Consider the following 24,779-nt stretch of genomic DNA (forward strand, 5'->3'; position numbering starts at 1 on the left):
AGGTTAATCATGGCTGAGCTTCAGGCAACCGGCAATTCCATCGAGCCCGCTCGCGAAGAACCCGTGCAGCAAACACCGCTCGCTTCTTTCGATGCCGCTGCGGATGCAGCGCCCGCGACAGTCCCCACGCTGCTGCTTGTCGACGACGAGCCCGGCGTGATCTCGTCGCTCAAACGCCTGCTGCGCCCGCTGAAGTACGAGGTGCTGAGCGCGAACAGCGGCGCGGAAGCACTCACGCTGCTCGAATCGGCGCGCGTCGACGTGATCATTTCCGACATGCGCATGCCGAACATGGACGGCGCGGAGTTTCTGTCGCGCTCGCGCAGCATGGCGCCCGACGCGATCCGCATTCTGCTCACCGGCTATTCCGAAGTCGATGCGGTCGTGCGCGCGGTCAACGAAGGCCACGTCTATCACTATCTGCACAAGCCGTGGGACGACCAGGATCTGCTGCTCACGATCCAGCGCGCGCTCGAACAGCTCGCGCTGCAACGCAAGACCGAACGGCTCGCCGCGCTGTTGCAGGAACAGAACGAGAAGCTCTCGTCGTTCAACATGGAACTCGAGCGCGAGGTCGATGCACGCACCGAGGAAATACGTCAGACCGTGATGTTTCTCGAAGGCGCGCAACAAGACCTCAAAAGCAACTTCCTGACGATGGTGAAGGTCTGCGCGAACATGGTCGAAATGCGCTGCGGGCTGCCCGGCCATTCGGCGCGAATCGGCGAGACGGCAAGACAGCTCGGCGCCGCGCTCGGCCTGAGCGACTACGCGTGCAACGAATTGCTGATGGCGGGCTTGCTGCATGGGATCGGCAAACTGTTTCTGCCCGATGCGCTGCTGAAGACGCCTATCGCGAAGCTTCAGCCGCAGGAAGCGAAGCTGTATCAGCTTCATCCGTTGCATGGGCAGATGGCGCTCACGCCGGTCTCGCAACTAAGCGGCGTGCAGGCGATGATTCGCCATCAGTATGAACGTTACGACGGACGCGGCACGCCGGATGGCCTGCTCGGCGGCCTGATTCCGCTCGGCGCTCGCGTGCTTGCGCTGGCGCGCGATGCGGAAGATCTGCGCATCGGCGTGATTGCGCCGCAAAAGATGAACGACGCGCAGATCATCTCGACCGTGCGCGCGCAAAGCGGCATTCGCTACGATCCGGCGATTGCGGAGAAGTACATCGAGTTGCTGATGAAGCACGCGGAATTGACGCCGGAAGGCGTGCCCGACCGCGTCGACGCATCGCATCTGAAGGAAGGCATGAAACTCGCCGACGATCTGCGCACGTCGCGCGGCACGCTGCTGATGACCAAGGGCAAGGTGCTGTCCGCCGAGCAGGTCACTCAGATTCGCCGCTATGAAATCCACGAGGGCGAGCCGTTCGTGATTCTGGTCGAGCGCGCGGCGGAGGTGCGGAAGGCGGAAGTGGCGTGAGCGGGTCCGATGAGGTCACGTCAGCTCATCCGTTGCCATTGCTGTTGCTGTTGCCATTGCCGTTGCCGCGGCACAGCGCGGCGGCCGCGAAACCTGCTGCGAGCGCCGCATACACGTAGAACATCGAGCGCTTCGTCAAATGCGCTTCAAAGCCTGGCGTGAGACGGCGCGGCACCATGTGATAGTCGACGGTATAAGCGACGGCCGCAGTCGTAACCGCACTCGCCGCGATGTCCGCGACACCGGCGCGGCGTTTTACATGGCACTGCCAGCGGTCCAGTAATCCTTCGAACAGCACGCCCCAAAAAATCGCCGACGCCTGATGGATCGCGAGACCCGTCAGCGTGAAGCGCGCGCTCGGACCCGTTTCGCTGAACGCGCGGCGCGGCCACAAGCAATGCGTGACGGCGTTGAGCGGCGCGTACGGCGTGCTGCCGTCGGCGCGCGCTCGCGCGGCGGCGGCGACGGCTGCGGCGCTGCCCGCTGCGGTGCCCGACACCGTCGCGCGGCACACGAGATTGGCGAGACGGTTCATCAGTCGCCTCCCGATCCGTGCGCTGAATCTTCGAGACCGTGACCGGCCTTGCTTCGCTCGACCAGATAGCAGCCGCGCTCGACGCCATCGCGTAACGCCTCCGCATGCGTCGTCCATTCCGGTGTGACCGGTTCGGCGTCGGGCAGCGCGAACGGCTTGCCGTCCACGGACGCGTCGATTCGCGCGACCCACGCGCCCCGATCGTTCTGCTTCGCACTGACGACGATATCCACGCCGCGATGCGTCACGCGCATCGTGCCGTCGCTTTGCGTCTGTAGGTCGGTGCTGCGGAAATCCGTGCCTGCCATGCGTGCCTCCAATGCATCGTCCGATACGCGGATGGAGCAACGTGCGTGCCCTGCGATGGCACGGCCATTGCTGCGCCCCAGGTTCAGAGACAGACGTCAGACATTTGGGCATCGACGTGAAAAGCACATCCGGCGAGATTCATATCGGCATTTCAGGCTGGCGCTACAAAGGGTGGCGCGGGACGTTCTATCCGAAAGGCCTGAAGCAGGACAGCGAGTTGCAGTACGCATCGGGCCTCATGCAGACGATCGAAATCAACGGTACGCACTACAGCCTGCAATCGCTCGACAGTTGGCAGCACTGGTACGCGGAAACGCCGCCCGGTTTTGTTTTCAGCGTGAAAGGCGCACGCTATCTGACGCACCTTCTGCGCTTTCGCGACGAGACGGCCACCGTCGCGTGCGCGAATTTTTTTGCGCAGGGACTGCTCGCGCTGAAGGACAAGCTCGGGCCGATACTGTGGCAATTTCCGCCGTCGTTGCGTTTCGATCCTGAGCACATGGAGCGCTTCCTGAGCCTGCTGCCGCGCGATACCGGAGCGGCGCTCGCGCTCGCGCAACAGCACGATCAGCGCGTGAAGACGCCGTATGTGGAGATCGACCGCAAACGCAAATTGCGTCACGCGATTGAAGTGCGTCATGACAGTTTCGTCGACCCCGCGTTCGTGAAGCTGCTGCGTCGTCACAAGGTCGCGCTCGTCGTGTCGGATTCGACTGAAGCATGGCCGCAGTTCGAGGATCTCAGCGCGGGCTTCGTCTACATCCGTCTGCACGGCACCGAGACCAAGTATTCGGGAGAGTACTCCGATGCGGCGCTCGAACGATGGGCGCGCAGAATCGAATCGTGGAGCCAGGGTTCGCAGCCCGCCGACGCGCGTCTCGCCGCGCCGGCCCTGCAGCCGCCTCGCGCGCAAACGCGTGACGTGTACTGCTATTTCGACAACGATGCAAAAACCAACGCACCGTTCGACGCGCAACGATTGATGGAGCGCCTCGGGCTGCACGCGCAGCAAGCGGCGGCGTGAGAGCACGCCACGCCCGCTTCTATTTGCGCCGCTGCGCGAGTTTTTTCGCGTCCTGCAGCGCGGCGACGATCGCCGCATACGCGCGATGACGTGTCTCGGGATCGGGCGCACGCAAGGCGAACGAAGGATGATACGTCGCGACCACGAGCCGGTCGCCGTGTTCGATGACCTTGCCGATCGCGTCCTGCAAGCGCGACTTCGGATCTTCGAGCACGGCTTTCAGCGCGGTCGCGCCCAATGCGACGATCACGTGAGCGCCGACGCTCTCGAGTTCCTGATCGAGCCAGTAGCGGCACGCGTCCACCTCGCGTTGCCCCGGCGTTTTATGCATGCGGCGCTTGCCGCGCGGCGTCCATTTGAAATGCTTGACCGCGTTGGTCACATAGACTTCCTTGCGACCGACGCCGGCTTCGACAAGCGCGTCGTCGAGCAACGCGCCGGCTGGGCCGACAAACGGCAAGCCTTGCAGATCTTCCTTGTCGCCCGGCTGCTCGCCGACCATCATGATCGGCGCACGGCGTGGACCGGCGCCCGGCACGCCTTGGGTCGCGTTGGCCCAGAGCGGACAGCGGCGGCAATCGTCGAGTGTCGCGGGATGCTGGTCGGGATCGACCTCGGGCGCGGCCGGCTCTTCGCCTTCCGTGGATGATGGGCGTTTCGGTGTGCGCTTGGGTGTGCGCTTCGTGGTAACCATATTTTGTCGCGTTGCGCTGCTCGCTTCGCGTTTTTGCATGGGGCGGATATGCACGCGAAGCAAGCAAGCCGCGTTCCGACGACAGGCCATGCGCTGCATCACGAAGCCAGGCGCGCAATGTGCTTGGGAATAAGCCTGCCGATGGCCCTTGCGTTAGCGGCGTCATAGGCAACCATCGGAGCGCACGGTAAATTTTTCACGGCAGGCAACCGGCGCCATGAGCCGACAACAGAAGGAGAAAAACGATGACCCTGCTTATCTACCTGGTCGGATGGATCATTTTTATCGGCGGTGTCGCGTGGGGATTGACGGCGCTGCACGTCGCGCAGCACATCATCGCGATCGTGGCCGTGATTCTGTTCGGCATCGCGGTCATCACCGGTGCGACGCGAGCGCGCAATCGGGATCGGTCGTAGCGTGATGTGCGCCTGCGCGCGCGGGCGAACCGTCGTGTGTTGGGCGCTTCAGAAAAATGCCGGCGAGTCGCTCGCCAGCCTATCCGTTCAATTGTCGCCGGCGTTATCTTCGAGCAACGGAAAACTAAGGTCGAGGGTAATCAGGTAGCGCTCCTCGTTTGGTCGGTCGTCCGTCCGAAAGCATCGGATATTGAGCGAAACCTGATACTTGTTGTCGGCCTGCCATCGTGTCGTCGGTGCGTGGCACGCCCGAATTGCATCGCGCGCCGTCTGCGTGTCTTCGATCGGGCGATTCGTCGACGAGTGAAACGGCTTCCATCCCCCTCGCCTGAACTGGTTCTGTAAGTCCGTGAGGATAGCCATCGATTCGTCAAGCGGTAGTGTTTCGACTTGCGGCGAAAGACTCACTGACCATACATTGCCATGTTTGTCATACCCCACGTTAAGGAATTTCGCCGGGGGCGTCGTAAAGCCAAATCGCGAGTCTGCAAACCTGAACTTTGCAGGACGGAGCACGTAGCCTCCCCAAGCTGCATTTGGCTGGACAGGCGGAAGCGTGGACCGCGATTGCGTGCGGACCTGTTCGTAAGGTTGGCCAAGCGTAAGAACGACTTCATCAACCGGCCGTGCCATTGCGAGCAATCCCCATACGGCAACGCAGCCCGCCACGATGCAAGCGAGATAGCCGGACCACCTGATTTTTCGACTCAGCATGCTTACCTTGGATGCGCAATGAGAAAAAGTGAGCTCTCAACGTCGTATTTCTGAAGTGGATCACGTAGTAGCTGGTCGAAACGCTCGGCTGCACGCAGGACAAACGCCATGCGTTGCGCGCCGTCCGCCAGATTTGCAAGCGGTTCCTTGCTGAAACGTTCGTTTCTGGCGTTGGCCCCCGTCACCGTACATTCGTTCGCGAAGGCAAGCTGTATTTCCCGCGCCGATCCGGTCGGGATATGCAGCGCCCACGCGAATTGATTGGCGCGCATCAGCAGCGCGAATGCCGGATCGTTGTACATGGCCGGTTGCAGGATATTGAGTTGTTCGTGTTGCGCAAGCTGTTCAACGCCGGTCGAAATATCGCCGCTATCAATCGCGGAAAAGGCGCGCAAAACTTCTGGTTTGGTTTCGGCGAAAAGGACACGATCCGCGATTGGCCACACGACCACCCCGCGTAATGCCTGTCGCTCTTGCAGGCATCTCTTGAACCGCTGTAGCCCAAACTTCTTGTAGAACATGTGCAGCGGCCACACGTCGAGGAACAGCGACGTATTGCCCTTTGCCAGCATCCGATAGACCTTGCCAGCGCCTTCTGCGGTCGCAGCGCCCGCAGCGGACTGTGCCCCGTAGCCCATCATCCATGCAGCAGGGCCAACACTCGTTACCTTGCGCAAATTGGCAGCACTGTCCGAAGCCGATTTGACGATCATGTCGGCCGCGTTCAGTAGCCCGCAGCCTACCTGCTTCGATGCGAAGGCCGCGAGTCCCGCCCACTGAAAGCGATGATCGTCCAGCCACAATTGCGCATAGGCCGCGTTGATGCGCCGGTTACGCGCAATCGGATCGTCAACGGCGACGATGGCCTCGGCCTGCTTCTGATAGAACCGCCAGCAGTCGATGCAGTCGTGCTTGTTGTCTTCGGCCCGTTTTGCTTCTTCAGCTTCTTCCTCTTTCCAGTTCGGGTAACAAACCGGACACCTTGGGTTGTCGCACTTCTGCATGAAATCTGCTCGTTGTTATTGGTCCAGTACCGTTCCTGGTGCGGCGTAAACCTAGCAGATCGCGCAACATCCATGTTTTTGGGATATTCGCCGCGTTTTCGGGCAAAAGCGATGCATGCCCGCGGCCACGCACAAAATCCATTCCTCTCTCCCTGCTAAGAATCGGCGAAATCCTTGGTTGCTCCGCGCTCGCCGTATGTCTTACCGTTGCCGGATTGCGCATTGCGCGTCCCATACGGAGAACCCATGTCCGCGCCCTCTTCACACGACAACCCGCCGCATGCGGCCGGCCTTGCCGATGCCGCGCAACTTTTCGACGACAACGCGCTGACGCGCCGCTTCGCGCCCGTGTTCGCGCGCATCGCAGAAGGCGCGGTGCATCGCGAACGGCATCGCGAGCTTGCCTACGAACCTGTCGAATGGCTGCGCGAAGCCGGCTATACGAAGCTGCGCGTACCGGCGCAATACGGCGGCGAAGGCGTGTCGCTGAGCGAGTTCCTTGGCCTCGTCACGCGCCTCGGCGAAGCGGATTCGAACCTGCCGCAAATCCTGCGCGTGCATGGCGGCTTCATTGAATCACTGCTGGAATATGGCGACGACGCGTTGCGCGACCGCTGGCTCACACGCGTCGCGCAAGGGCAGATCATCGGCGGCGCGGTGGCCGAACGCACCGCCGTCACCAACAACAGCCTGCGTCTCACGCAGACCGACGGCGTGTGGCATCTCGACGGAGAGAAGTACTACACCACCGGCACGCTCTACGCGGACTGGGTCGACGTCACCGCGTACGACGGCGAAAGCGACCTGCGCGTGCTCGTCAAGACCGACACGCCGGGTCTCGAACGTATCGACGATTGGGACGGTTTCGGCCAGCGCCTGACGGGCAGCGGCACCACGCGCTTTAACCATGTGCCCATCTCGCGCGAGAACGTGTACCGGCGCTATGACGCGTCGGCGCCGCGCCGCAACAGCGTGCTCACGTCGTACTATCAGGCGCTGCATATCGCGAATCTGGCCGGCATTAGCCGTGCCGCGCTGCGCGACGCCGTCGCCTTCGCGCAGGCAAAGACGCGAACCTTCGGAATCCCAGGCGAATCGAGTCCGCGCGACAATCCGCTCGTGCAACGCGTGGTCGGCCGGCTCGCGAGCCTCGCGTATTCGACGCAAAGCATCAGTGCATCGCTCGCAAGGGCCATCGACGAAGTACTGATCGCGCGGCACGAAGGCCGCACGACCGAAGAGACCTATTTCCGGCTCGACATCCAGACCTTCCAGGCGCAGCAGATCGCCATCGAGCAAACGTTGCAGGCCGCGACGCTGCTGTTCGAAGTGGGTGGCGCATCGGCGACGAGCGAAACGCGGCGCTTCGACCGCTACTGGCGCAATGCGCGCGTGCTCGCGTCGCACAATCCGGCGATCATCCGCGAGGCCGCCATCGGCGACTTCTATCTGAACGGCAGGCCGCACAACGAGCGCTTCGGCATAGCGCGGCCGGCCGCGCAGGCGGCGTGACACGCGCGGCTCCAGGCCGCGCCTTCATGTGGCACAGTAACGTCATCGGTGCACGCGCGCGGAGCGCGGCACGCCACTGCCCTGACGAGCCCCATGAAGAATCTGCCTGCCTACGAGCCGCCGGTCGACGAACAGCAGCTTCTGCTGAAATGGATCCGACGCGCGCGCGAATCCCAGATGAGTCACTACGACATGGCCGATCTGCTGTCCGCGCGCGACCGGCAGATGGGCTGGCTCGTCACTGTGCTGGCCGCGTTCGTGGGCACGGCCGTGTTTGCCTCGCTGAATTCGAGCGCCGTTTCGTTCGAGGTCAGGATGCTGGTCGGGCTCGTGAGCGTGGTCGCCGCGGTGTCGGCGGCGCTGCAAACGTATCTGCGGTATGCGGAGCGCGCCGAAAAACATCGCGCGGCGGGCGCGCGTTATGGCGCGGTGCGGCGGCGTCTCGAATCGGTTTTCGCGGGCGACCCCGACGCGCGCGACGGCCACTATCTGACCGCTATTCGCGACGAGCTTGACCGGCTCGCACAAGACTCGCCGAATGTGCCGCCGCGCAATTTCTATCGCACGCAGCGTGCGTTATCCACCGATCCGCGCCGCGGCACCGACACCTGAGCGTCAAAGCTCACGCATCGAGATCGTTCGCGTCGATGCCCAGTTCGGCGGCCATGCGCCGCACCACCACCTGAAGCCGGCTGACTTCGTCGGCGAGTCTTTTTTGCTCGGCTTTCAGCGCCTCGAACGCGGAGAGCGGCACGCTTTCGTCCGCGCTGCCGCCCGGCTGCGCGAACTCACTCAGGTTCACTTCGCCGCACAGCAAATGCATCCAGCGATGTTCGCGCTCGCCTGGCGTGCGGGGCAGTCTGACGACGCGTGGCGGATCGTTCGCAGCGAGTTCGTCGAGAAACGCTTCGACCGACGAAATATCGGCGAATCCATGAAAGCGCGCGCTGTTCAAACGCAATTCCGCGGCCGTCTGCGGGCCGCGCAGCAGCAAGGTGGTCAGCAACGCGGCCGATTGACTCGGCAAACCAAGCACGCGATTCATGTTGTGCTCGAAGCGCGGCACGCGGCTGCTGCTGCCTTCCATGACGAGGCTGAGCCGCTTGAGGCCGTCGAGCGCGGTCAGCACTTCGGCTTCGGTCGCGTTCATCACCGGCGAGCGGCCGGTCTTCTGGTTGCAGCCCAACGTCAGTGCGTTGAGCGAAAGCGGATAACTGTCGGGCACCGTGTGCTGTTTTTCGACGAGCACGCCAAGCACGCGCCCCTCGAGCAGCGTCAACGCGCGGATCGAAGGACGGGAGGGAACATCGGGAGTCGAATTCATGTAGTGTAGCGGCATGGCTGCCGTGGTGATCGGTGAAACGCCTTGCCGCGCTCAGCGAGGCGGCACTTTTCTGGTTGTGGGCACTATGATAAACGGCCTGGGCGCCGGCGGTGCATCTATCTCGCCGCAGCGGGTCGTATCGCGCGCCGCTGGGCATGTCGCCTGCCTGGCTTTCTGCTTTTTCACATGGAGTATTCAACGCCTATGCGTTTGCAGCCGGTCCTGCGCGTGAGCGCCGTGTCGCTCGCAGTGGGTGCATCACCCACGCAACAACGCACGGCAATGCCTCGCAATCTGTTTCTCCTCTTCCGTATGAACCGCCCTCACCTTGCCCGACGCATCGCCCTCCCGAAGGCCAAGAAACCCCAGTCCCTCGCAGATGCGCTTGCGAATCTCCGCGCTATGCTCGCCAATGCCGCCGGTGAACACCAATAGGTCGATGCCGCCCAGCAAGGCCGCATATCCGCCGATGGTCTTGCGCACCGCCGTGGCGAACGCGTCGAGCGCGAGGGACGCATTCGCGTCGCCCGCCGCCGCGCGTTGTTCGAGCACCTGCATGTCGCTCTCGCCATCGGCGTAACCGGCGAGACCGCTGTGCCGGTTCAGCAGCGTTTCGAGCGCGTCGGCGTCGAGCTTTTCCACACGCATCAGATACAGCAACACGCCCGGATCGAGATCGCCGCAGCGCGTGCCCATCGGCACGCCGCCGGTCGGCGTCATGCCCATCGACGTATCGATCGATTTCCCGTCGCGCAACGCGCACACGCTCGAACCGTTGCCGAGATGAGCGAACACCGCGCGCGGCGGAAGCGCCGCGCCCAGTTGCGCGACGAGCGATTCGTACGAAAGCCCGTGAAATCCATAGCGAATCACGCCGGCATCCGCATAACGGCGCGGCAACGCGAGCTGCGCCGCGCGCGGCGGCAGCGTCGCATGAAACGCGGTGTCGAAGCAGGCAAAGTGCCCGGCGTCGCCGAAGATGGTCTGCGCCTCGTCGATCAACGCGAGCGCCGGCGGAATATGCAGCGGCGCAAAATGCACCGCATCCTGCAAGCGGCGGCGCACCTCGGGCGTGAGCCGCTGATGCGTGCGCAGATGCGGCCCGCCATGCACCACGCGATGCCCGACCGCCGTTGGCTGCGCATAGTGCTGAGCGGCAAGCACAGCCGAGAGCTTTTGCAACGCATCGGTCTGCGATTCCAGCACATGCTGCTCGTGCGCCAGCACGCGTCCGTCCGGCGCGGCAATGCGCAGGCTGCCGTCGCCGCGGCCGATGCCTTGCGCGCTGCCTTCGAGCAGCAGCGATTCGTCGTCGCCCGAATGCGCGAACAGTCCGAACTTCAGCGACGACGATCCGCTGTTCAGCACGAGAATGGTCGGCGGCGAAGCGCCGTGCTGCGTGTTCATGACGCGCCTCGCTCAGTCTTTCCACGTCCAGTTGCGGATTTCTTCCTTGTCGATGCCCTCGGCATGCGCATAGGCGAGATGCTCGATGATCTGCCCACGCAGCCATTCCTTCGCGTGATCGCCGACGCCGCGCAGTTTCGGCACGCGATCGATCACGTCGATGGCGAGCGAAAAGCGGTCTACCTGATTGATGATCGCGAGTTCGAGCGGCGTGTTGATGTTGCCCTTCTCGTGATAACCGTGCACATGCAGGTTGTCGTGATTCGTGCGGTTATACGTCAGCTTGTGAACCAGCGACGCATACGAATGGAAGTTGAAAATCACCGGCTTGCTCGTCGTAAACAGCGAATCGAAATCGCGGCTCGACAGCCCATGCGGATGCGCATGCTCGGGCATCAGCCGGAACAGATCGACGACGTTGACGAAGCGGATCTTTAGATCAGCAAAACGCTCTTTCAGAAGCTGCACGGCGGCGAGCGCCTCCATTGTCGCGATGTCGCCCGCGCACGCGATCACCACGTCCGGCTCGGCGCCCTGGTCGGTCGACGCCCAATCCCAGATGCCGATGCCCTTCGTGCAATGCGTGACGGCCGCATCCATGTCGAGATACTCCAGATGCGGCTGCTTGTCCGACACGATCACGTTCACGTAATCGCGCGAACGCAGGCAGTGATCTGCCACGCTCAACAGACAGTTTGCGTCGGGCGGCAGATAAATGCGCACCACGTCCGGGCTTTTATTCGTCACGACGTCCAGAAAGCCGGGGTCCTGATGCGTGAAGCCGTTGTGATCCTGACGCCATACAAGCGAAGTGATGAGCAGGTTGATCGACGGCACCGGCCGGCGCCAGCCGAGTTCGCGCTTGGCTTTTTCGAGCCACTTTGCGTGCTGGTTGAACATCGAATCGATCACATGCACGAACGCTTCATACGTCGCGAAGAGACCATGCCGGCCCGTCAGCACATAACCTTCGAACCAGCCTTCGAGCGTATGTTCGCTCAGCATTTCCATCACGCGGCCGTTCGCCGATAGCGCGCCGCCGTCCGCATCGTTCGGCTGCGAGTCGGCGAGCCAGGTCTTGTCCGATGCTTCATAGATGGCCGTGAGCTTGTTGCTCGCGGTCTCGTCGGGGCCGAACACGCGGAAGTTGGTCATGTTCCTGCGCATCACGTCGCGCAGAAATTTGCCGAGTGTTTGTGTGGGCGACGAGTACGCGGATGCGGGCTTTTTCACTTCGACCGCGTAGTCGCGAAACGCGGGCATGTCGAGCATCTTGCACAGCACGCCGCCGTCCGCATGCGGATTCGCGCTGATGCGGCGCGTGCCCTTCGGCGCGAGTTCGCGCAATTCCTCGACGAGCCGCCCGCTTTCGTCGAACAGCGACTCGGGCTCGTAACTGCGCAGCCAGCCTTCGAGCAGTTTCAGGCTCTTGCTGTTGGTCGCCGGATCGGCAATGGGCACCTGGTGCGAGCGCCACGAACCTTCCACCTTGTGACCGTCCACTTCTTTCGGACCGGTCCAGCCTTTCGGCGAACGCAGCACGATCATCGGCCAGCGCGGACGCGTCGTGTCGTCGCTGGCGCGCGCATGTTGCTGGATCGCCCTGATTTCGCCGATGCATTGTTCTAGCGTCGCGGCCATCTGCTGATGCATGACGTTTGGATCGTCACCTTCGACGAAATACGGTTTGTGGCCGTAACCGGTCAGCAACGCTTCGAGTTCTTCACGCGGAATGCGTGCGAGCAGCGTCGGATTCGCGATCTTGTAGCCGTTCAGATGCAGCACCGGCAGCACCGCGCCGTCGCGCACCGGGTTCAAAAACTTGTTCGAATGCCATGACGTGGCGAGCGGCCCGGTCTCCGCTTCGCCGTCGCCGATCATCACCGCGACGATCAGGTCGGGGTTGTCGAACGCCGCACCATAGCCATGCGACAGGCTGTAGCCGAGTTCGCCGCCTTCGTGAATGGAGCCCGGCGTTTCCGGCGTGCAGTGCGAGCCGATGCCGCCAGGAAACGAAAACTGGCGGAAAAAGCGCCGCAGGCCGGCTTCGTCTTCGCTGCGGTCCGGATAGATTTCCGAGTAATGTCCTTCGAGATAACAGTTCGCGAGCGTCGCGGGTGCGCCGTGCCCTGGACCGGAAATGTAGATCATGTTTAGGTCGAGCTTGTTGATGAGCCGGTTCAGATGCACGAGCAGGAAGCTCTGTCCAGGGTCCGAGCCCCAATGTCCCAACAGACGATTCTTGATGTGCTCCGGCTTCAGCGGTTCGCGCAGCAGCGGGTTGTCGCGCAGATAGATCATGCCGGCGGACAGGTAATTGCATGCGCGCCAGTAGCGGTCCATCTTGCGCAGCGTGTCGGGGTCGAGAGTTTGCGGCGGGGCAGGACGGGAGATTGCTTCAGCCATGACGTCACTCCTCGTAAGAACTGTCAGGCGGGTTAGCGGACGTTGCGAAGTGTTTTGCCGATGCGTGTCATGCGCGTGACATGACGGGGGTGAGGCGTGTTGCGAAGCGCGGTCGTCTGCGGTGTGACCGCATGCGCGCATCATGGTTCGGGAGTGCGGACAAATGCTTGCGCGTGGTCAAGCGTGACCATCACCGCACGCCGCACGCCCCGCTGCAAGTCCTGCGCCACCCACGCTGCACGCATCCACCGAAACGCTTAAGCTGCGCAAAGCGACTGCGCACATCGTCGCGCACTCGTATTACTCGCTCTTAACCATACACATTCATCATGCCGACTTCCAACCGTATGAAAGCGCCGCTCGTTCTTCTTCTCACGCTCGTGGTGCTGTGCGCGGGCCTGGCTGTCCTCGTCGGCATATTCGGGCTGCTCGTGAAGCTGTTCGGCCACGCGTGATGGGACGTGCCGCTGCGCGCGTCGACGGCGCAAACTGTGTATGCTGCCGGTGTTCATGCGCCGAGCGGCGCAGCGTTCCTGCAAGGAGATTTCATTGACCAATCCGGCCGACTCTTCCCCGCCTTCCGGGCAACCTATCGACCCGCAAGTGCTCGAACTCGCGCGGCAGGTGTTCGACCTCGCGCGCCAGGGCGATGCCGCGATGCTCGCCGCCGTGATCGAAAAAGGCGTGCCGCCCAATCTGCGCAACGACAACGGCGACAGTCTGCTGATGCTCGCGAGCTATCACGGACATGTCGACGCGGTGCGCACGCTGCTCGAACGCGGCGCCGATCCCGACTTGCGCAACAATAACGGCCAGACGCCTATCGCGGGCGCGGCTTTCAAGGGTTTCGACGCCGTGGTCGAAACCTTGCTCGCGCATGGCGCCGATGTCGAAGGTGCATCGCCCGACGGACGCACCGCGCTGATGGTCGCCGCCATGTTCAACCGCACCACGATCATGGATCTGCTGATCGCGCACGGCGCGAATCGCGATGCGCGCGACTCGGCAGGCACAAGCGCACAGGATGCGGCAGGCAGAATGGGCGCCGCCGACGCGCAGGAAAAACTGCGCAACGTCTAGGGCTTTTCCGCCAGCAGCGCTTTCACGTCGAACTGCGCGAGGTCGCCGATCCGCTCGATCGTGACGTCCGCGGGCGGATTGCCGAGTATCTCCTTCGGGTCCAAAGCGTAGTGACCCTGGCGCGGAAATACCGTGGTGAGCCGCCCGCCCCAGGCATTCTTCATCGCGGTGAGAATGCGCAGCTTGTCGTCGACCATCACGTAGTGGCGCGCGGGGTAGCATTCCATCACCTGATCGAGCATCAGCTCCTTGTGGATGTAGATCAGCACGCGGCCTTCGACTTCGTCCCACAGGCCCGAACGCGCGACCTTGCGCGGCTGAAACACCACGTCCCCGTCCGACAGAATCACTGTGGGCCCGTACTCGCCCACGTGGCGCAACGCGTCGAGCGCGCCTGGATAGAGCCGGTTCGCAAACGGATAATCGATCAGAAACGACGACATCAGCAACAGGCGCGTGTCCCGCGGATGCTCCGTGCGATACCGCTGCAACGCGCCGAGGTAGTCGGCATAGCCGAGCTCGCCGCGCAACTGCTCGAAAATTTCCCAATAGCGCGTGCTGTTGTCGGTGCCGAACTCACGCATCATGTGGCTGCGCAAGTCGGAGAGCACATGGTCGTTGTCGAGCAGCGTGTTGTCGCAATCGAAGAGGAAAACGACGTCGTGCGGTGCAGTGCGGGTGGCGGGTGCGGCTGGCATGTGCGGCTCCGTGGATTCGGCTGTGCTCTGTGCTTGTGCTGCTTGCTGCTTGTGCTATTAGCGGACGATCAACCCTGCGAACTCGCGGGCGGCGCAGCCGGCTTTTCTGCATGGCCGCCGAAGTCATGACGCATCGCCGACAACACGCGGTTCGCGAAGTCCGCTTCGCCGCGCGAACTGAAGCGCGCGAACAGCACCGCGCTCAGCACGGGCGCGGGCACGCCTTCGTCGATGGCCGCCGACATCGTCCAGCGTCCCTCGCCCGAATCGGATACGCGGCCCGCGTACTGTTGCAGATCGGCATCGCCCGCGAGCGTGCCCGCGATCAGGTCGAGCAGCCACGAGCCGATCACGCTGCCGCGCCGCCACACTTCGGCGATATCGGCCAGATTGAAATCGTATTGATACAACTGTGGACGACGCAGCGGCGAGGTCTCGGCGTCCGCCTCGCGCGCGTGCTTGCCGGCATCCGCGTGACGCAGAATGTTGAGGCCCTCGGCATACGCGGCCATCAAGCCGTATTCGATGCCGTTGTGGACCATCTTCACGAAGTGCCCTGCGCCGAGCGGACCGCAATGCAGGAAGCCCTGCTCCGCCGTGCTGCTGCCCGGATTGCGTCCTGACGTCGCGGGCGCGGCGGCGGCGCCTGGCGCGAGCGTCGAAAAGATCGGCTCAAGCCGCTCGACGACCTGCGTTTCCCCGCCGATCATCAGGCAATAACCGCGCTCCCGGCCCGCGACGCCGCCGCTCGTACCGACGTCGACGTAATGCAGTTTGCGTGCGGCGAGGTCGGCGCCGCGGCGAATGTCGTCGTGATAGTACGAGTTGCCGCCGTCGATCACGATGTCGCCCGGCTCGAGCAAGGGCACGAGTTTTTCAAGCGTGCCGTCGACCACCGCGGCGGGCACCATCAGCCACACGGCGCGCGGCTTGTCGAGCCTGGCGACGAGGTCTTCGAGCGACGACGCGCCCGTCACGCCCTCCTGCGCGAGCCGCTCGACAGCCGCAGGCTGTACGTCGTAGACGACGCATTGCTGCGCGCCCTTCGTCAGGCGCCGCACCATATCCGCGCCCATGCGTCCCAATCCAATCATGCCTAGCTGCATTTTCACCGCTCCCGAAAGTGCCTTGTGATGCTGCCTGGTTTCAGTCAGATGGTCATGCTGCGTTTGTTGCGTCGGCCGCGTCCGGCAGCATGCGTGACGACAACGATACGCCTCCTTGCCGAAGTTGTGCGCGACGTAAGGTCCCTGTCATTCAGCGCGTGGCAAACCGGCCCGCCGCACATGAAACGTGTGCCGTGCCCGCTAAAGCTCGCGCCCTCCGCGCAACGCGCGCCTCGATTGAAGCTTCGCGTATTGCGTGCGGGCGAAACGCCGCCCGGCTCGCCACATCAGCGGATAACGATAGCCCGGCACGGCAAACAGCACGAGCGCGCACAGCGCGAGCAAACCGCAAAAGAGAAACGTGCCGCGATAGCTGAACGCCTGCACCAGCAGGCCGGACAACACGCCGGAAAGAATCGAGCCGACCCGCGCCGCGTTGAAGAAGAGCGCGGTGGCGCGGCCTGGCGCATCGGGCATCAGGTCCTGCACGTAGGTCATGCCGAGGCATGAAGTCACGGCAACGACGAACGCGTTGAGAATCTGCATCGGAATCAGCACATGCACGTTTCCGGCGAGCGACATCGCGACGAAATAGGCCGCATGAACCGCCGCGCAGGCGGCAAGCCAGTTCGGCTTGTGCAGGCTCGAAGACTTCGCGCCGAGCGCGAGCATCATCGGAATCTCGGTCAATGCGCCGAGGCCGAGCATCACCGATACGTCCAGATGCGTGCCGTTCAGGCCATGCACGATGTAAAGCGGCAACACGATCATCGTGGCGTTGGCCGCGAGCCCGAGCAAGGTCAGCGCGGCGACTGCACGGCCAATGTCGTTCGCCGATGCGACGCCCGGCAGGTCCTCGTGCGCATCCGCTCCGGGTTCCCTGAGCGGCGGCACGGTAATCGACGACGACGGCTCGGATGCGGTGTCTTCTACCGTATGGTCACCGAGATGCCCTTGCGGCTCGCGCATGCGCCACACGATGGCCGCGCACGCCGCAAAGCTCGCCGCGGCGAACAGAAAGAGTCCGGTGAAACTCGTCGCCGCGAGCACCAGCGCGCCCACCGACGGCCCGAACACCCACGCCGCCGAGAGAATCGTGCGCAGCGTCGCGCTGGCGAACGCGCGCTCGGACGCGTCGGGCACGGGCAGCGCGGCGCGGCTGAACGAGAACACCATCGAAATAGCCGAGCCGCCGACGCCGATAAACACAATGCCGACGACGAGCAGCAGCCTGTAATCGCGCACCACGCATAACGACAGATAGCCGAGCGCGGCCAGCACGAGCGCGACGAGCAGTAACGGCCGATGCCGCCCGCTTGCATCGCTCCAGCGGCCGGCAAAGGTGCTCGCGAGCACGCCGCTCGCCGCGATCAGCGTCATGAAGACGCCGAGCCGGAACGGCGTCATGCCGGCGCGCTCGACGCCGAACAGCGACAGATACGGCGCGGTGAACGACATGGCCACACCGAGCATCAGCGTGGCGGCGGCAAGCGGCTTGAAGCCGGGAATGTGCAGCAGACCAAAAAAACGTGAGTTTTTCGACACGGGCGGCTGTGAGTTCAGGAGAAGCCAGCCTGCGAGGCGCGGCGCGCACGGCAGGCTTCGTGGCGGGAATGAACGGGGCATTATCGACCGCTCGCGCGGGCGCGTAAAGGTGGGGAGGCGTGTCCCAAATCTCACTCCCGACCGCACTGGCGCTCAGACTTACAGCACCGCATACCCCCGTTTCTCCAAGACCCGTCGATGCCAGCCATTGCCATACTTACCGCAGGCGATGCCAAACAGGATCGACAGGAGCAAGGTCACTATGTCGCCCCGGTCTAACCACAAGCTCGGTAAGTACAGTGCCAGCTCCACAGCCACCATTGCAAAGGCCGCAAACCACATGCGCCTCGACAGAGCCCAGATCGGGCCCAGCAAGAATGCGCCCCAACTGAAACCAGTGGGGACGCCAATGGTGTCGTCCGTGCCGGGGCGCCCCAGATAAATCCTGTCCGCCATTTTTCCTTCCTCAAATTCGCCGGCAGATTGCCGATGATGTGCGGCATTGTTTAACAGCCGCGCGTGACGAACTTGTACGTTTGTGTCAAATCCCCGTTCCGCCAGTCTGAACCCCGAACCAATAGCTGATACTCTTATCCAAGCAAAATGCGGCGCGTGTTGACCGCCGCGATTACTGCGGCGATTACCGTAGCGACCAGCACAACGGCCACAGGATCGCCGCGCGCCGCGGCAACCCCACACCGCACAACCCGATCCACAGCGGAGCATGCATGGCAATACGGACGCCCTATTCCACCAAAGCCCCGTCGCGAGCCGAAGTCGACGCCCTGCCCGGCGCCACCGTCATCGAGTTCGGCACGGACTGGTGCGGCTACTGCCAGGGCGCGCAGCCTTCGATTGAAAAAGCCTTCGAAGCGCATGCCGGCGTCAGGCACCTCAAGATCGAGGACGGCCCCGGCCGGCCGCTCGGCCGCTCGTTCAAGGTCAAGCTGTGGCCCACGCTGATCTTCATGCGCGACGGCGCGGAAGTGGCGCGCGTCGTGCGCCCCACCAGCGTCGAGCAGATCACAGACGCGTTCGCGTCGCTATAAACCGTAGACGAGCGCTTCCATCATGAAGCAGGCCATCCACCATCTAAGCGTCAAGGCGCGCACTCGCGGACTTGCCGAATTCACCGACGAAGCGCGCCGCTTCGTCGCGGCGCAGCACATCGACACGGGACTGCTGACGCTCTTTTGCCGTCACACGTCGGCATCGCTGCTGATTCAGGAAAACGCGGACCCGTCGGTGCAGCGCGATCTGGAGCGCTACTTCGCGAACCTCGCGCCCGAAGACGAGCAAACGCTATGAGCACGACGCCGAAGGTCCCGACGACATGCCCGCGCATCTGCGCACCGCGTTGACGCAAGTGCAATTGAGCGTGCCCGTCGAACATGGACAGATGGTGCTCGGCACGTGGCAGGGCCTGTATCTATTCGAGCATCGGCGCCATGCGCAGCATCGCGACATCGTGTTGCATCTGATCGGCGAATAAGTCATAACCCGGGCGCAGCCGCACGCGCCGCGACGGCAGGTTTTCTTCCGCAACCCGAACAAAGGGAGCACATCTCATGGATACCCGCAGCGAACTGCAAGCCACCGTCGACGCCATGGTTCAGCCCGGCAAGGGTCTGCTCGCCGCCGACGAAAGCGGTCCCACCATCGCGAAACGCTTCAAGACAATCGGCATCGACTCCACGGAGGAAAACCGCCGCGCGTATCGCAACCTGCTGCTCACCACGCCCGGTCTCGGCGAATTCGTGAGCGGCGTCATTCTGTATCAGGAAACACTCGGTCAAAAGGCCGACGACGGCACGCCGTTTCCACAACTCGCCGCCCGAAACGGCATCGTGCCGGGCATCAAGGTCGACCTCGGCAAGATCGCGCTCGCCCATGCTCCGGGCGATGAAATCACCGAAGGCCTCGACGGCCTCGCACGCCGCTTCGTCGATTACAAGCAACAAGGCGCCCGCTTCGCGAAGTGGCGCGCGGTCTACAACATCACGGCCAATTTGCCGAGCCGTCTCGCGATCAAAGCCAATGCGGATTCGCTCGCGCGCTATGCGGCGATCTCGCAGGAAGCGGGCATCGTGCCGATTGTCGAACCCGAAGTGCTGATGGACGGCGATCACAGTATCGAGCGCAGCGCCGAAGTCACCGAAGCGGTGCTGCACGAGGTGTTTGATGCGCTGCATCGGCATCGCGTGGTGCTCGAACATATTCTGCTGAAACCGAGCATGGTGCTCGCCGGTTCGGAGAACGCGCGGCAATCGTCCACCGCGGACATCGCCGCTTATACCGTGCGGATTCTGAAACGCACGGTGCCTTCGGCCGTGCCCGGCATCGTGTTTCTGTCCGGCGGACAATCGCCCGAGGAAGCCACCGCCAATCTCGACGCAATGAATCGCCTCGGGCCGCTGCCGTGGAATCTGAGCTTCTCGTATGGGCGCGCGTTGCAGGAACCGCCGTTGCAGGCATGGAAAGGCGCGGCGGGCAACGTCGAGGAAGCGCAGCAGGCGTTGCTCAAACGCGCGCGTTTGAACAGCGCCGCGGCGCTCGGGAAATACGACGCAGCGCAAGAGAAAAGCTAGGCTGCGTTAGCCAGAACAAACGCGAAAGTAAAAACAACAGCGCGGTGTAAATGAGTGACGCGCACACGGGCGCGTCACTCACGAAACTTACGCAAGCGTGCGTGCGTGAACTCTACGCACACGACGCACGCATTACTTACCCTTCGTGTCGCTGCTCGCGTTCGCGCCCGGCATATTTGTGGTGTCGGTCGCGGGCTTGGTCGTCTTCGACGAATGCTTCTTCGTCTTAGAATGCGACATCGTGCCCGATCCCGTGTCGCCGCCTTCGCGCGTCGACGTATTCGCGCCGGCGCTCGTGCTCGGGTCGTTGCCGGCCGGGCCCGCGCCGCCACCTCCGCCGGCGCCGCCACCACCCGCACCGCCTGTGCCTTGCGCCATGGCCAGCGACGACGCTGCGAGCAGTGTGGAAACGAGCAATGCCTTCTTGATCTTCATAACTGTTCTCCTGTCGGGATGAATGCGGAATAGAAGCGGATTGCGCAAGCGGACGCGCCGCCTGCGCATGCCTCATCAGGAGTTCAGCAAGGGGTGTGCCGCACAAACGGCGTGGCTTACGATTCGCAAGCGACGAGCGCGTGCAGTTCCTCGATATCGAATGGCTTCGCCAGAATGGCGACGCCGATGCGGCGCGCGCGTTCGAGCTCGTCGGCATAGCCCGTCATCAACGCGATTTTCTGCGAAGGCCAGGTGCTGCGCACTCGTTCGGCGAGGTCGATGCCGTTCAGCTTGCCCGGCATCTGAATGTCCGACAGCACGAGTTCGAAACGCTCGCCGCCGTTGAGCACGTCGAACGCCTGGTCGGCGGTCGGTTCGTGCCGCACTTCGCAGCCGAACGTCTCGAGCACCGCTGCGACGCCCGCGGCGACATCCTCGTTGTCTTCCACCAGCAGCACCATGCCGGCATGCCGCAGCGCGGGCTGTTCGACCACGGTCTGACTCGCCGCGTGCGTCGCGCGGCGCTCGCGATAGCGCGGCAGATACAGCCGCACCGTCGTGCCGCTGCCAGGCACGCTGTCGATCTTCGCGGTGCCGCCCGCCTGTTCGCACATCGACAGCACCTGCGCGAGACCGAGGCCCGCGCCCGAGCCGCCCAGCTTGGTCGTGAAAAGCGGCTCGAAGGCGCGCCGCGCGACCGATTCGGGCATGCCCTCGCCGTCGTCCGAACAGGCGATCAGCACATACTCGCCGTCGGGCAGCAAGGTATCGCTGCCGACCAGCCGGTTGTTCTGGCAACGAATCACAAAGCGTCCGCCTCGCGGCATGGCATCGCGCGCGTTGACCGCGAGGTTCATGATCGCGAGTTCCAGGTCGGTCGGATCGGCGAGCACGGGCCACACATCGTCGACGATGCTGAGCGCCAGTTCGATCTTGTCGCCGAGCGCCGCTTCGATGAGCGGCGCGGCGCCCGGCATCCATTTCCTGAGGTCGATCGGCTCCTGCTTGAGCGGCTGCTTCTTCGCGACACTCAAAAGCCGGCGTGTCAGCGATTCAGCCGTTGCGGTCGCACGCTGCACGGCGGTCATCTCCTTCTCAAGGTTGTTGTAGCGCTTTAGCCGCGCCAGTTCGATATTGGCGGACACGACCATCAACAGATTGTTGAAGTCGTGCGCCACGTTGGCAACCAGATTGCCGAGCGCGCCCATGCGCTGCAGTTGCCGGCTCGATGCTTCCGCCGACAGCCGCATCGCGACCTCGCCCTGCCAGCGTTCCCACGCGACGCGCTCGCCGTCGAGCTGACGCAGCGAGTACAGCACCAGCATCCAGATCGCGATGCACGGCACCGCGGTCAGCGCGGCGATCACGATGAAGTGCCGGCGCCATGCATCGACGATCGAGCCCGTTGCATAAGCGCTCGACACGTAGAGCGGATAATCGCCGACGCGCCGAAACGCAACGAGCCGCTCCACGCCGTCGACCGGCGATTTGACGCGCACATGGCCCGACAACTGTTTGTCGCGCAAGGCCGCGCCAAACGCGTTCGCCGCGGGCGGCTGCACGCCGCCTGGCCACGGCGGATAGCGCACCAGCAGACTGCCGTCCTGCCGATACAGCGAGAGCGCAAGCGACGGATCGCCGTTCGTCAACTCGCGATAAAAGCGCGAGAAGTACTCGCTGCGCAATGCGACGGAAACGACGCCGAGAAATTTGCTGTCCGCACCGATACGCCCGATCGATGTGTTGAACACGTTCGTCTGCGACAGCGTGCCGAGCATCGGCAGCGAGAAGTACGGATGCGGGCGCATCGCGCGCGCGGCGATAAAGTCTTCGCGCTGACTGACAGACACGGTTGGCGCCGGATAAGCACGGGTCGACACGAGCAGATCGCCGTTCGCGCCGATCAGATAGATGGACGCCACTTGCGGGAAGTCTCCGCCGATCTCGCGCAACTGCCGGTTCAATTCCGCCTCGCGCGCGCGAATCTGCGCGTCGTCTTCGGTGCCGATCAACTCGACGATGCGCGACGCCATCTGCTGATTGAGGTCGAGCACCTTGACCGCCTGTTCTTCGGCGACGCGCACGAGCCGGTCGATCACATCGTTTGAATCGGCGATACGGCGCTGGTAATCGAAGTAGCCATAACCGGCGAGGCAGGCAAGCGGGAACAGAATGGAAACGGCAAGAACAATAAGGAGCATTCGCCGCGTCGCCGCAAAGTTGCGCGACGGCATCGGAAAATCAACTGCGACTCGCTCCGCACGCTGCACGGCCCACGCTCCATCAAAGGTCATACAAGTTAGGCAATCGGACGCACGTATCGTGCCGCGGCGTTCGTGCGCTAATTCCTTAGTGAGGAATCTACCCCACTTTCGGCCATGTACATAGCGACGCGCGAAGAAACGCGAACGTTTCTGCTTAACTGATTTATCAGGGCGTGTTGGGCACATGAATTGCTGCTCACGCAACGAGTTTCGCATTCTCCCGAGTCGCCGAATCGCTGCGGCATCCTGCCGCGCCGAATCCTGCTGATTACGTTCACGGAAACCAGCATGCCCACCACCGCCCGACACGTTGCCCAGCTTTCGCAACTGCGCGAAGACCGGGGCCAACGCGTTGTCGTGGACGGTGAAAAGATCATGCTGATCCGCGACGGCGACGTGGTGCGCGCGTATTCCGCCGACTGTCCGCACGCAGGCGGACCGCTCGAAGAAGGCGCGCTATGCCGCGGCAGGATCATTTGTCCGTGGCACAAAGGCACTTTCGATGCGGCCACCGGCAAGGTGCTGGAGCCGCCGCCGCTGGTGCCGCTCAAACGTTACGCGGTGATCGTCGACGGCGACGACGTCATGGTCACGCCCGACAAGCTGCCGGACGAAACCGAACCCGCCGCGACGCAAGAGCCGCACTTCGCGGTGATCGGCGCGGGCGCGGCCGGCGCGGCCGCCTGCGCGGCGCTGCGCGAATATGGCTTTACGGGGCGCCTCACGCTGATCGGCGATGAACCGCACGCGCCCTACGACCGCACATCGCTTAGCAAGTTTGTCCCGTCCGCCGAAATGCCTCCCGCCGACGTGCCGCCGCTGCTCGGGCCCGACTGGTACGAGCAGCACCGCGTCGAGCGGATCGTCGCGAAGGTCGCGCGGCTCGACGTGCGCAATCGCACGATTCATCTGGAAAGCGGCGGCGAACTGACGTACGACACGGCCTTGCTCGCCAGCGGCAGCACGCCGAAAGTGCCGCGAATTCCGGGCTGCGAACTCGGCGGCGTGTATGTGCTGCGTCATCTCGACGACGCCACCGCGATTGTCGAAGCGCTCGGCGACGCGGATGCCGGCGGCCCCTCGGAAAACGCCGGCTCCGTGCAAGTCGCCATTCTCGGCAGCAGTTTCATCGGGCTCGAAACCGCAGCCGCGCTGCGCAAACGCGGCGTGCAGGTCACGGTTATTTCGCCGGATAAGGTGCCCTTTGCGAAGCAGTTCGGCGAGCGCATCGGTGCAATGTTTCGCGAGTTGCATGAACGCAATGGTGTCAAGTTTCATCTGCAAGCGAGGGTTGCTTCGCTCGAAGGCGAAGAAGGCAATGTGCATGAAGTGATGCTCGAAAGCGGCGAACATATTCCGGCGGACCTCGTGCTGTTGGGCACCGGCGTTACGCCTGCGACCGGGTTTATCGACGGCTTGCCGTTGCAGAAAGATGGCGGCGTAATCGTGAACGCGGGCATGCAGGCCGCGCCGGGTCTCTATGCCGCAGGCGACATCGCCGTGTTTCCGCTGCGCGAAAACGAGGAGCCGTTGCGGATAGAACATTGGCGCGTCGCGCAGCAACATGCGCGCATCGCGGCTCAAAACATGTGCGGAGCGCGCAACCGTTACAGCGGTGTGCCGTTTTTCTGGACCTATCACTTCGGCAAGAACTTCGAATACCTCGGCCATGCAAGCGAGTGGGACGAGCTTGTCGTCGACGGCGATCTGGATCGTCAGGATTTTGCCGCGCTCTATGTGAAGGACGACAACGTGGCCGCCGTGCTTGCCTGCGAACGCGACGCGCAGACCGCGCATCTGATCGACGCGATGCGCCGCGGCCCGCTCACATGCGCGCAGGCATTGCGGATTGTCGGGCGCGACTCGTGCGACAGAAGCTGAACCAAAGTGAAAAACAGGCTGCTTCGAATCGAAGCGTACCGGCTTATCGTTCAACTCTACATGCTCATGTAAAAAGCACCGCACGTGGGCCGCGCGAACCGCGTGTCTTTTTTGCGCACACCATTCGTTAGCTAAAGGAGAAGCGCCATGCCAGAACCCAAGGAACAACATCCGAACGCCGACAAGACGGAGAAGCAGATCGACAAGGAAGTTGAAGACACGTTTCCGGCGAGCGATCCGCCCTCTACCGGCGGCACCACCAAAATCGTGACCGACGACGAAGATTCTTCGTCCGACGATGGGGAAGCTACCGGCAAATAAATAGCATCCGCATCGCGATGCAGCGATGCACAATGCACAACGCCCGGACGCGCAAGCGCCGGGCGTTTTTTACATGCGCGGGTTG

Annotated in this window: 25 protein-coding genes and 1 pseudogene; 12 read left to right on the forward strand and 14 right to left on the reverse strand. The window is 63.2% G+C overall.

The genetic code is table 11. The features are described from left to right. Positions 1–9 precede the first annotated feature (9 nt). Positions 10–1,431: an HD domain-containing phosphohydrolase gene (locus AB6809_RS21515; RefSeq protein WP_371027111.1), complete on the forward strand. Its 1,422-nt coding sequence runs from the start codon at positions 10–12 to the stop codon at positions 1,429–1,431. Between the two features lie 25 nt (positions 1,432–1,456). Here the strand turns inward: AB6809_RS21515 and AB6809_RS21520 are convergent, their stop codons facing one another. Together AB6809_RS21520 and AB6809_RS21525 are read right to left on the reverse strand one after the other, a co-directional pair. Further along, entirely contained in the window at positions 1,457–1,966 is a 510-nt protein-coding gene (locus AB6809_RS21520; RefSeq protein WP_053859112.1) for a hypothetical protein, read from the reverse strand. After that, positions 1,966–2,274, reverse strand: a complete 309-nt coding sequence (locus AB6809_RS21525; RefSeq protein ID WP_371027112.1) for a DUF6566 family protein — start codon at positions 2,272–2,274, stop codon at positions 1,966–1,968. The genes AB6809_RS21520 and AB6809_RS21525 overlap by 1 nt, the downstream gene beginning before the upstream one ends. Before the next feature lie 116 nt (positions 2,275–2,390). Between AB6809_RS21525 and AB6809_RS21530 the strand changes: the two genes are divergently transcribed. After that, entirely contained in the window at positions 2,391–3,299 is a 909-nt protein-coding gene (locus AB6809_RS21530; protein WP_371027113.1) for a DUF72 domain-containing protein, read from the forward strand. Between the two features lie 19 nt (positions 3,300–3,318). Here the strand turns inward: AB6809_RS21530 and AB6809_RS21535 are convergent, their stop codons facing one another. Then, positions 3,319–3,993, reverse strand: a complete 675-nt coding sequence (locus AB6809_RS21535; protein ID WP_371027114.1) for a UdgX family uracil-DNA binding protein — start codon at positions 3,991–3,993, stop codon at positions 3,319–3,321. 245 nt (positions 3,994–4,238) lie between these two features. On the opposite strand from AB6809_RS21535, the gene AB6809_RS21540 reads away from it, so the two are divergent. Then, entirely contained in the window at positions 4,239–4,409 is a 171-nt protein-coding gene (locus AB6809_RS21540) for a hypothetical protein (protein ID WP_006047080.1), read from the forward strand. Positions 4,410–4,496: 87 nt separating this feature from the next. Here AB6809_RS21540 and AB6809_RS21545 read toward each other — a convergent pair whose 3' ends face one another. Together AB6809_RS21545 and AB6809_RS21550 are read right to left on the reverse strand one after the other, a co-directional pair. Beyond that, entirely contained in the window at positions 4,497–4,772 is a 276-nt protein-coding gene (locus AB6809_RS21545; RefSeq protein ID WP_371027115.1) for a hypothetical protein, read from the reverse strand. 353 nt (positions 4,773–5,125) lie between these two features. Further along, a complete protein-coding gene (locus AB6809_RS21550; protein ID WP_371027116.1) occupies positions 5,126–6,127 on the reverse strand; it encodes a DUF2515 family protein in 1,002 nt (333 codons plus the stop codon). A 246-nt stretch (positions 6,128–6,373) separates the two neighbouring features. Between AB6809_RS21550 and AB6809_RS21555 the strand changes: the two genes are divergently transcribed. Then, positions 6,374–7,639, forward strand: coding sequence for an acyl-CoA dehydrogenase family protein (locus AB6809_RS21555; protein WP_371027117.1), 1,266 nt, complete (start codon positions 6,374–6,376; stop codon positions 7,637–7,639). 93 nt (positions 7,640–7,732) lie between these two features. Next, positions 7,733–8,251: an SLATT domain-containing protein gene (locus tag AB6809_RS21560; protein WP_006047078.1), complete on the forward strand. Its 519-nt coding sequence runs from the start codon at positions 7,733–7,735 to the stop codon at positions 8,249–8,251. Positions 8,252–8,261: 10 nt separating this feature from the next. Here AB6809_RS21560 and AB6809_RS21565 read toward each other — a convergent pair whose 3' ends face one another. The 3 genes from AB6809_RS21565 to AB6809_RS21575 all read right to left on the reverse strand — a co-directional run bounded on the left by AB6809_RS21565 (position 8,262) and on the right by AB6809_RS21575 (position 12,776). Continuing rightward, a complete protein-coding gene (locus tag AB6809_RS21565) occupies positions 8,262–8,963 on the reverse strand; it encodes a YceH family protein (protein ID WP_006047077.1) in 702 nt (233 codons plus the stop codon). A 258-nt stretch (positions 8,964–9,221) separates the two neighbouring features. Then, positions 9,222–10,370, reverse strand: coding sequence for an acetate/propionate family kinase (locus AB6809_RS21570; RefSeq protein ID WP_371027118.1), 1,149 nt, complete (start codon positions 10,368–10,370; stop codon positions 9,222–9,224). Positions 10,371–10,382: 12 nt separating this feature from the next. Next, entirely contained in the window at positions 10,383–12,776 is a 2,394-nt protein-coding gene (locus AB6809_RS21575; protein WP_371027119.1) for a phosphoketolase, read from the reverse strand. 329 nt (positions 12,777–13,105) lie between these two features. Here AB6809_RS21575 and AB6809_RS21580 point away from each other — a divergent pair, with 329 nt between their 5' ends. Together AB6809_RS21580 and AB6809_RS21585 are read left to right on the forward strand one after the other, a co-directional pair. Continuing rightward, positions 13,106–13,231 carry a hypothetical protein gene (locus AB6809_RS21580; RefSeq protein ID WP_258196184.1) on the forward strand — a complete coding sequence of 42 codons (126 nt, stop codon included), beginning with the start codon at positions 13,106–13,108 and terminating at the stop codon, positions 13,229–13,231. 94 nt (positions 13,232–13,325) lie between these two features. Then, positions 13,326–13,856, forward strand: coding sequence for an ankyrin repeat domain-containing protein (locus AB6809_RS21585; RefSeq protein ID WP_371027120.1), 531 nt, complete (start codon positions 13,326–13,328; stop codon positions 13,854–13,856). Here AB6809_RS21585 and AB6809_RS21590 read toward each other — a convergent pair. The 4 genes from AB6809_RS21590 to AB6809_RS21605 all read right to left on the reverse strand — a co-directional run bounded on the left by AB6809_RS21590 (position 13,853) and on the right by AB6809_RS21605 (position 17,661). Further along, positions 13,853–14,554, reverse strand: a complete 702-nt coding sequence (locus tag AB6809_RS21590; RefSeq protein ID WP_044020110.1) for an HAD family hydrolase — start codon at positions 14,552–14,554, stop codon at positions 13,853–13,855. The two genes, AB6809_RS21585 and AB6809_RS21590, sit on opposite strands and share 4 nt — an antisense overlap. A gap of 68 nt (positions 14,555–14,622) precedes the next feature. After that, positions 14,623–15,660, reverse strand: a complete 1,038-nt coding sequence (gnd, locus tag AB6809_RS21595) for a phosphogluconate dehydrogenase (NAD(+)-dependent, decarboxylating) (protein ID WP_371027121.1) — start codon at positions 15,658–15,660, stop codon at positions 14,623–14,625. A gap of 201 nt (positions 15,661–15,861) precedes the next feature. Then, positions 15,862–17,205 (reverse strand): sugar efflux transporter, encoded by a 1,344-nt coding sequence (locus AB6809_RS21600; RefSeq protein ID WP_371027122.1) that lies wholly within the window; start codon positions 17,203–17,205, stop codon positions 15,862–15,864. Between the two features lie 159 nt (positions 17,206–17,364). Next, positions 17,365–17,661, reverse strand: coding sequence for a DUF2628 domain-containing protein (locus AB6809_RS21605; RefSeq protein ID WP_053859122.1), 297 nt, complete (start codon positions 17,659–17,661; stop codon positions 17,365–17,367). A gap of 272 nt (positions 17,662–17,933) precedes the next feature. Between AB6809_RS21605 and AB6809_RS21610 the strand changes: the two genes are divergently transcribed. The 3 genes and pseudogenes from AB6809_RS21610 to AB6809_RS21620 all read left to right on the forward strand — a co-directional run bounded on the left by AB6809_RS21610 (position 17,934) and on the right by AB6809_RS21620 (position 19,793). Beyond that, the gene (locus AB6809_RS21610) at positions 17,934–18,254 is read left to right on the forward strand and encodes a thioredoxin family protein (RefSeq protein WP_006047069.1); all 321 of its coding nucleotides are present in this window, start codon (positions 17,934–17,936) and stop codon (positions 18,252–18,254) included. A gap of 22 nt (positions 18,255–18,276) precedes the next feature. After that, positions 18,277–18,697 (forward strand): annotated as a pseudogene (locus AB6809_RS21615) (secondary thiamine-phosphate synthase enzyme YjbQ). A 76-nt stretch (positions 18,698–18,773) separates the two neighbouring features. Continuing rightward, on the forward strand, positions 18,774–19,793 hold the full coding sequence (locus AB6809_RS21620; protein WP_371027123.1) for a class I fructose-bisphosphate aldolase: 1,020 nt from the start codon (positions 18,774–18,776) through the stop codon (positions 19,791–19,793). A gap of 132 nt (positions 19,794–19,925) precedes the next feature. Here AB6809_RS21620 and AB6809_RS21625 read toward each other — a convergent pair whose 3' ends face one another. Both AB6809_RS21625 and AB6809_RS21630 read right to left on the reverse strand, forming a co-directional pair. Next, on the reverse strand, positions 19,926–20,228 hold the full coding sequence (locus tag AB6809_RS21625; protein WP_006047066.1) for a hypothetical protein: 303 nt from the start codon (positions 20,226–20,228) through the stop codon (positions 19,926–19,928). Between the two features lie 116 nt (positions 20,229–20,344). Then, a complete protein-coding gene (locus AB6809_RS21630; protein WP_371027172.1) occupies positions 20,345–22,498 on the reverse strand; it encodes an ATP-binding protein in 2,154 nt (717 codons plus the stop codon). 282 nt (positions 22,499–22,780) lie between these two features. On the opposite strand from AB6809_RS21630, the gene AB6809_RS21635 reads away from it, so the two are divergent. Both AB6809_RS21635 and AB6809_RS21640 read left to right on the forward strand, forming a co-directional pair. Beyond that, positions 22,781–24,373: an FAD-dependent oxidoreductase gene (locus AB6809_RS21635; protein WP_371027124.1), complete on the forward strand. Its 1,593-nt coding sequence runs from the start codon at positions 22,781–22,783 to the stop codon at positions 24,371–24,373. A gap of 147 nt (positions 24,374–24,520) precedes the next feature. Further along, on the forward strand, positions 24,521–24,694 hold the full coding sequence (locus AB6809_RS21640) for a hypothetical protein (RefSeq protein ID WP_006047063.1): 174 nt from the start codon (positions 24,521–24,523) through the stop codon (positions 24,692–24,694). Positions 24,695–24,779: the final 85 nt, after the last annotated feature.

It is taken from the genome of Paraburkholderia sp. RCC_158 (assembly GCF_041355255.1).
Lineage (GTDB): Bacteria > Pseudomonadota > Gammaproteobacteria > Burkholderiales > Burkholderiaceae > Paraburkholderia > Paraburkholderia graminis.

What these genes read in the sequence shown, in the direction of transcription:
- AB6809_RS21535 (WP_371027114.1), bottom strand. Translation starts at nt 3,993, where the DNA reads ATGGTTACCACGAAGCGCACACCCAAGCGCACACCGAAACGCCCATCA.
- AB6809_RS21515 (WP_371027111.1), top strand. Translation starts at nt 10, where the DNA reads ATGGCTGAGCTTCAGGCAACCGGCAATTCCATCGAGCCCGCTCGCGAA.
- AB6809_RS21580 (WP_258196184.1), top strand. Translation starts at nt 13,106, where the DNA reads ATGCCGACTTCCAACCGTATGAAAGCGCCGCTCGTTCTTCTTCTCACG.
- AB6809_RS21635 (WP_371027124.1), top strand. Translation starts at nt 22,781, where the DNA reads ATGCCCACCACCGCCCGACACGTTGCCCAGCTTTCGCAACTGCGCGAA.
- AB6809_RS21555 (WP_371027117.1), top strand. Translation starts at nt 6,374, where the DNA reads ATGTCCGCGCCCTCTTCACACGACAACCCGCCGCATGCGGCCGGCCTT.
- AB6809_RS21525 (WP_371027112.1), bottom strand. Translation starts at nt 2,274, where the DNA reads ATGGCAGGCACGGATTTCCGCAGCACCGACCTACAGACGCAAAGCGAC.
- AB6809_RS21540 (WP_006047080.1), top strand. Translation starts at nt 4,239, where the DNA reads ATGACCCTGCTTATCTACCTGGTCGGATGGATCATTTTTATCGGCGGT.
- AB6809_RS21565 (WP_006047077.1), bottom strand. Translation starts at nt 8,963, where the DNA reads ATGAATTCGACTCCCGATGTTCCCTCCCGTCCTTCGATCCGCGCGTTG.
- AB6809_RS21620 (WP_371027123.1), top strand. Translation starts at nt 18,774, where the DNA reads ATGGATACCCGCAGCGAACTGCAAGCCACCGTCGACGCCATGGTTCAG.
- AB6809_RS21640 (WP_006047063.1), top strand. Translation starts at nt 24,521, where the DNA reads ATGCCAGAACCCAAGGAACAACATCCGAACGCCGACAAGACGGAGAAG.
- AB6809_RS21610 (WP_006047069.1), top strand. Translation starts at nt 17,934, where the DNA reads ATGGCAATACGGACGCCCTATTCCACCAAAGCCCCGTCGCGAGCCGAA.
- AB6809_RS21575 (WP_371027119.1), bottom strand. Translation starts at nt 12,776, where the DNA reads ATGGCTGAAGCAATCTCCCGTCCTGCCCCGCCGCAAACTCTCGACCCC.
- AB6809_RS21560 (WP_006047078.1), top strand. Translation starts at nt 7,733, where the DNA reads ATGAAGAATCTGCCTGCCTACGAGCCGCCGGTCGACGAACAGCAGCTT.
- AB6809_RS21590 (WP_044020110.1), bottom strand. Translation starts at nt 14,554, where the DNA reads ATGCCAGCCGCACCCGCCACCCGCACTGCACCGCACGACGTCGTTTTC.
- AB6809_RS21605 (WP_053859122.1), bottom strand. Translation starts at nt 17,661, where the DNA reads ATGGCGGACAGGATTTATCTGGGGCGCCCCGGCACGGACGACACCATT.
- AB6809_RS21570 (WP_371027118.1), bottom strand. Translation starts at nt 10,370, where the DNA reads ATGAACACGCAGCACGGCGCTTCGCCGCCGACCATTCTCGTGCTGAAC.
- AB6809_RS21625 (WP_006047066.1), bottom strand. Translation starts at nt 20,228, where the DNA reads ATGAAGATCAAGAAGGCATTGCTCGTTTCCACACTGCTCGCAGCGTCG.
- AB6809_RS21550 (WP_371027116.1), bottom strand. Translation starts at nt 6,127, where the DNA reads ATGCAGAAGTGCGACAACCCAAGGTGTCCGGTTTGTTACCCGAACTGG.
- AB6809_RS21545 (WP_371027115.1), bottom strand. Translation starts at nt 4,772, where the DNA reads ATGGCTATCCTCACGGACTTACAGAACCAGTTCAGGCGAGGGGGATGG.
- AB6809_RS21520 (WP_053859112.1), bottom strand. Translation starts at nt 1,966, where the DNA reads ATGAACCGTCTCGCCAATCTCGTGTGCCGCGCGACGGTGTCGGGCACC.
- gnd (WP_371027121.1), bottom strand. Translation starts at nt 15,660, where the DNA reads ATGCAGCTAGGCATGATTGGATTGGGACGCATGGGCGCGGATATGGTG.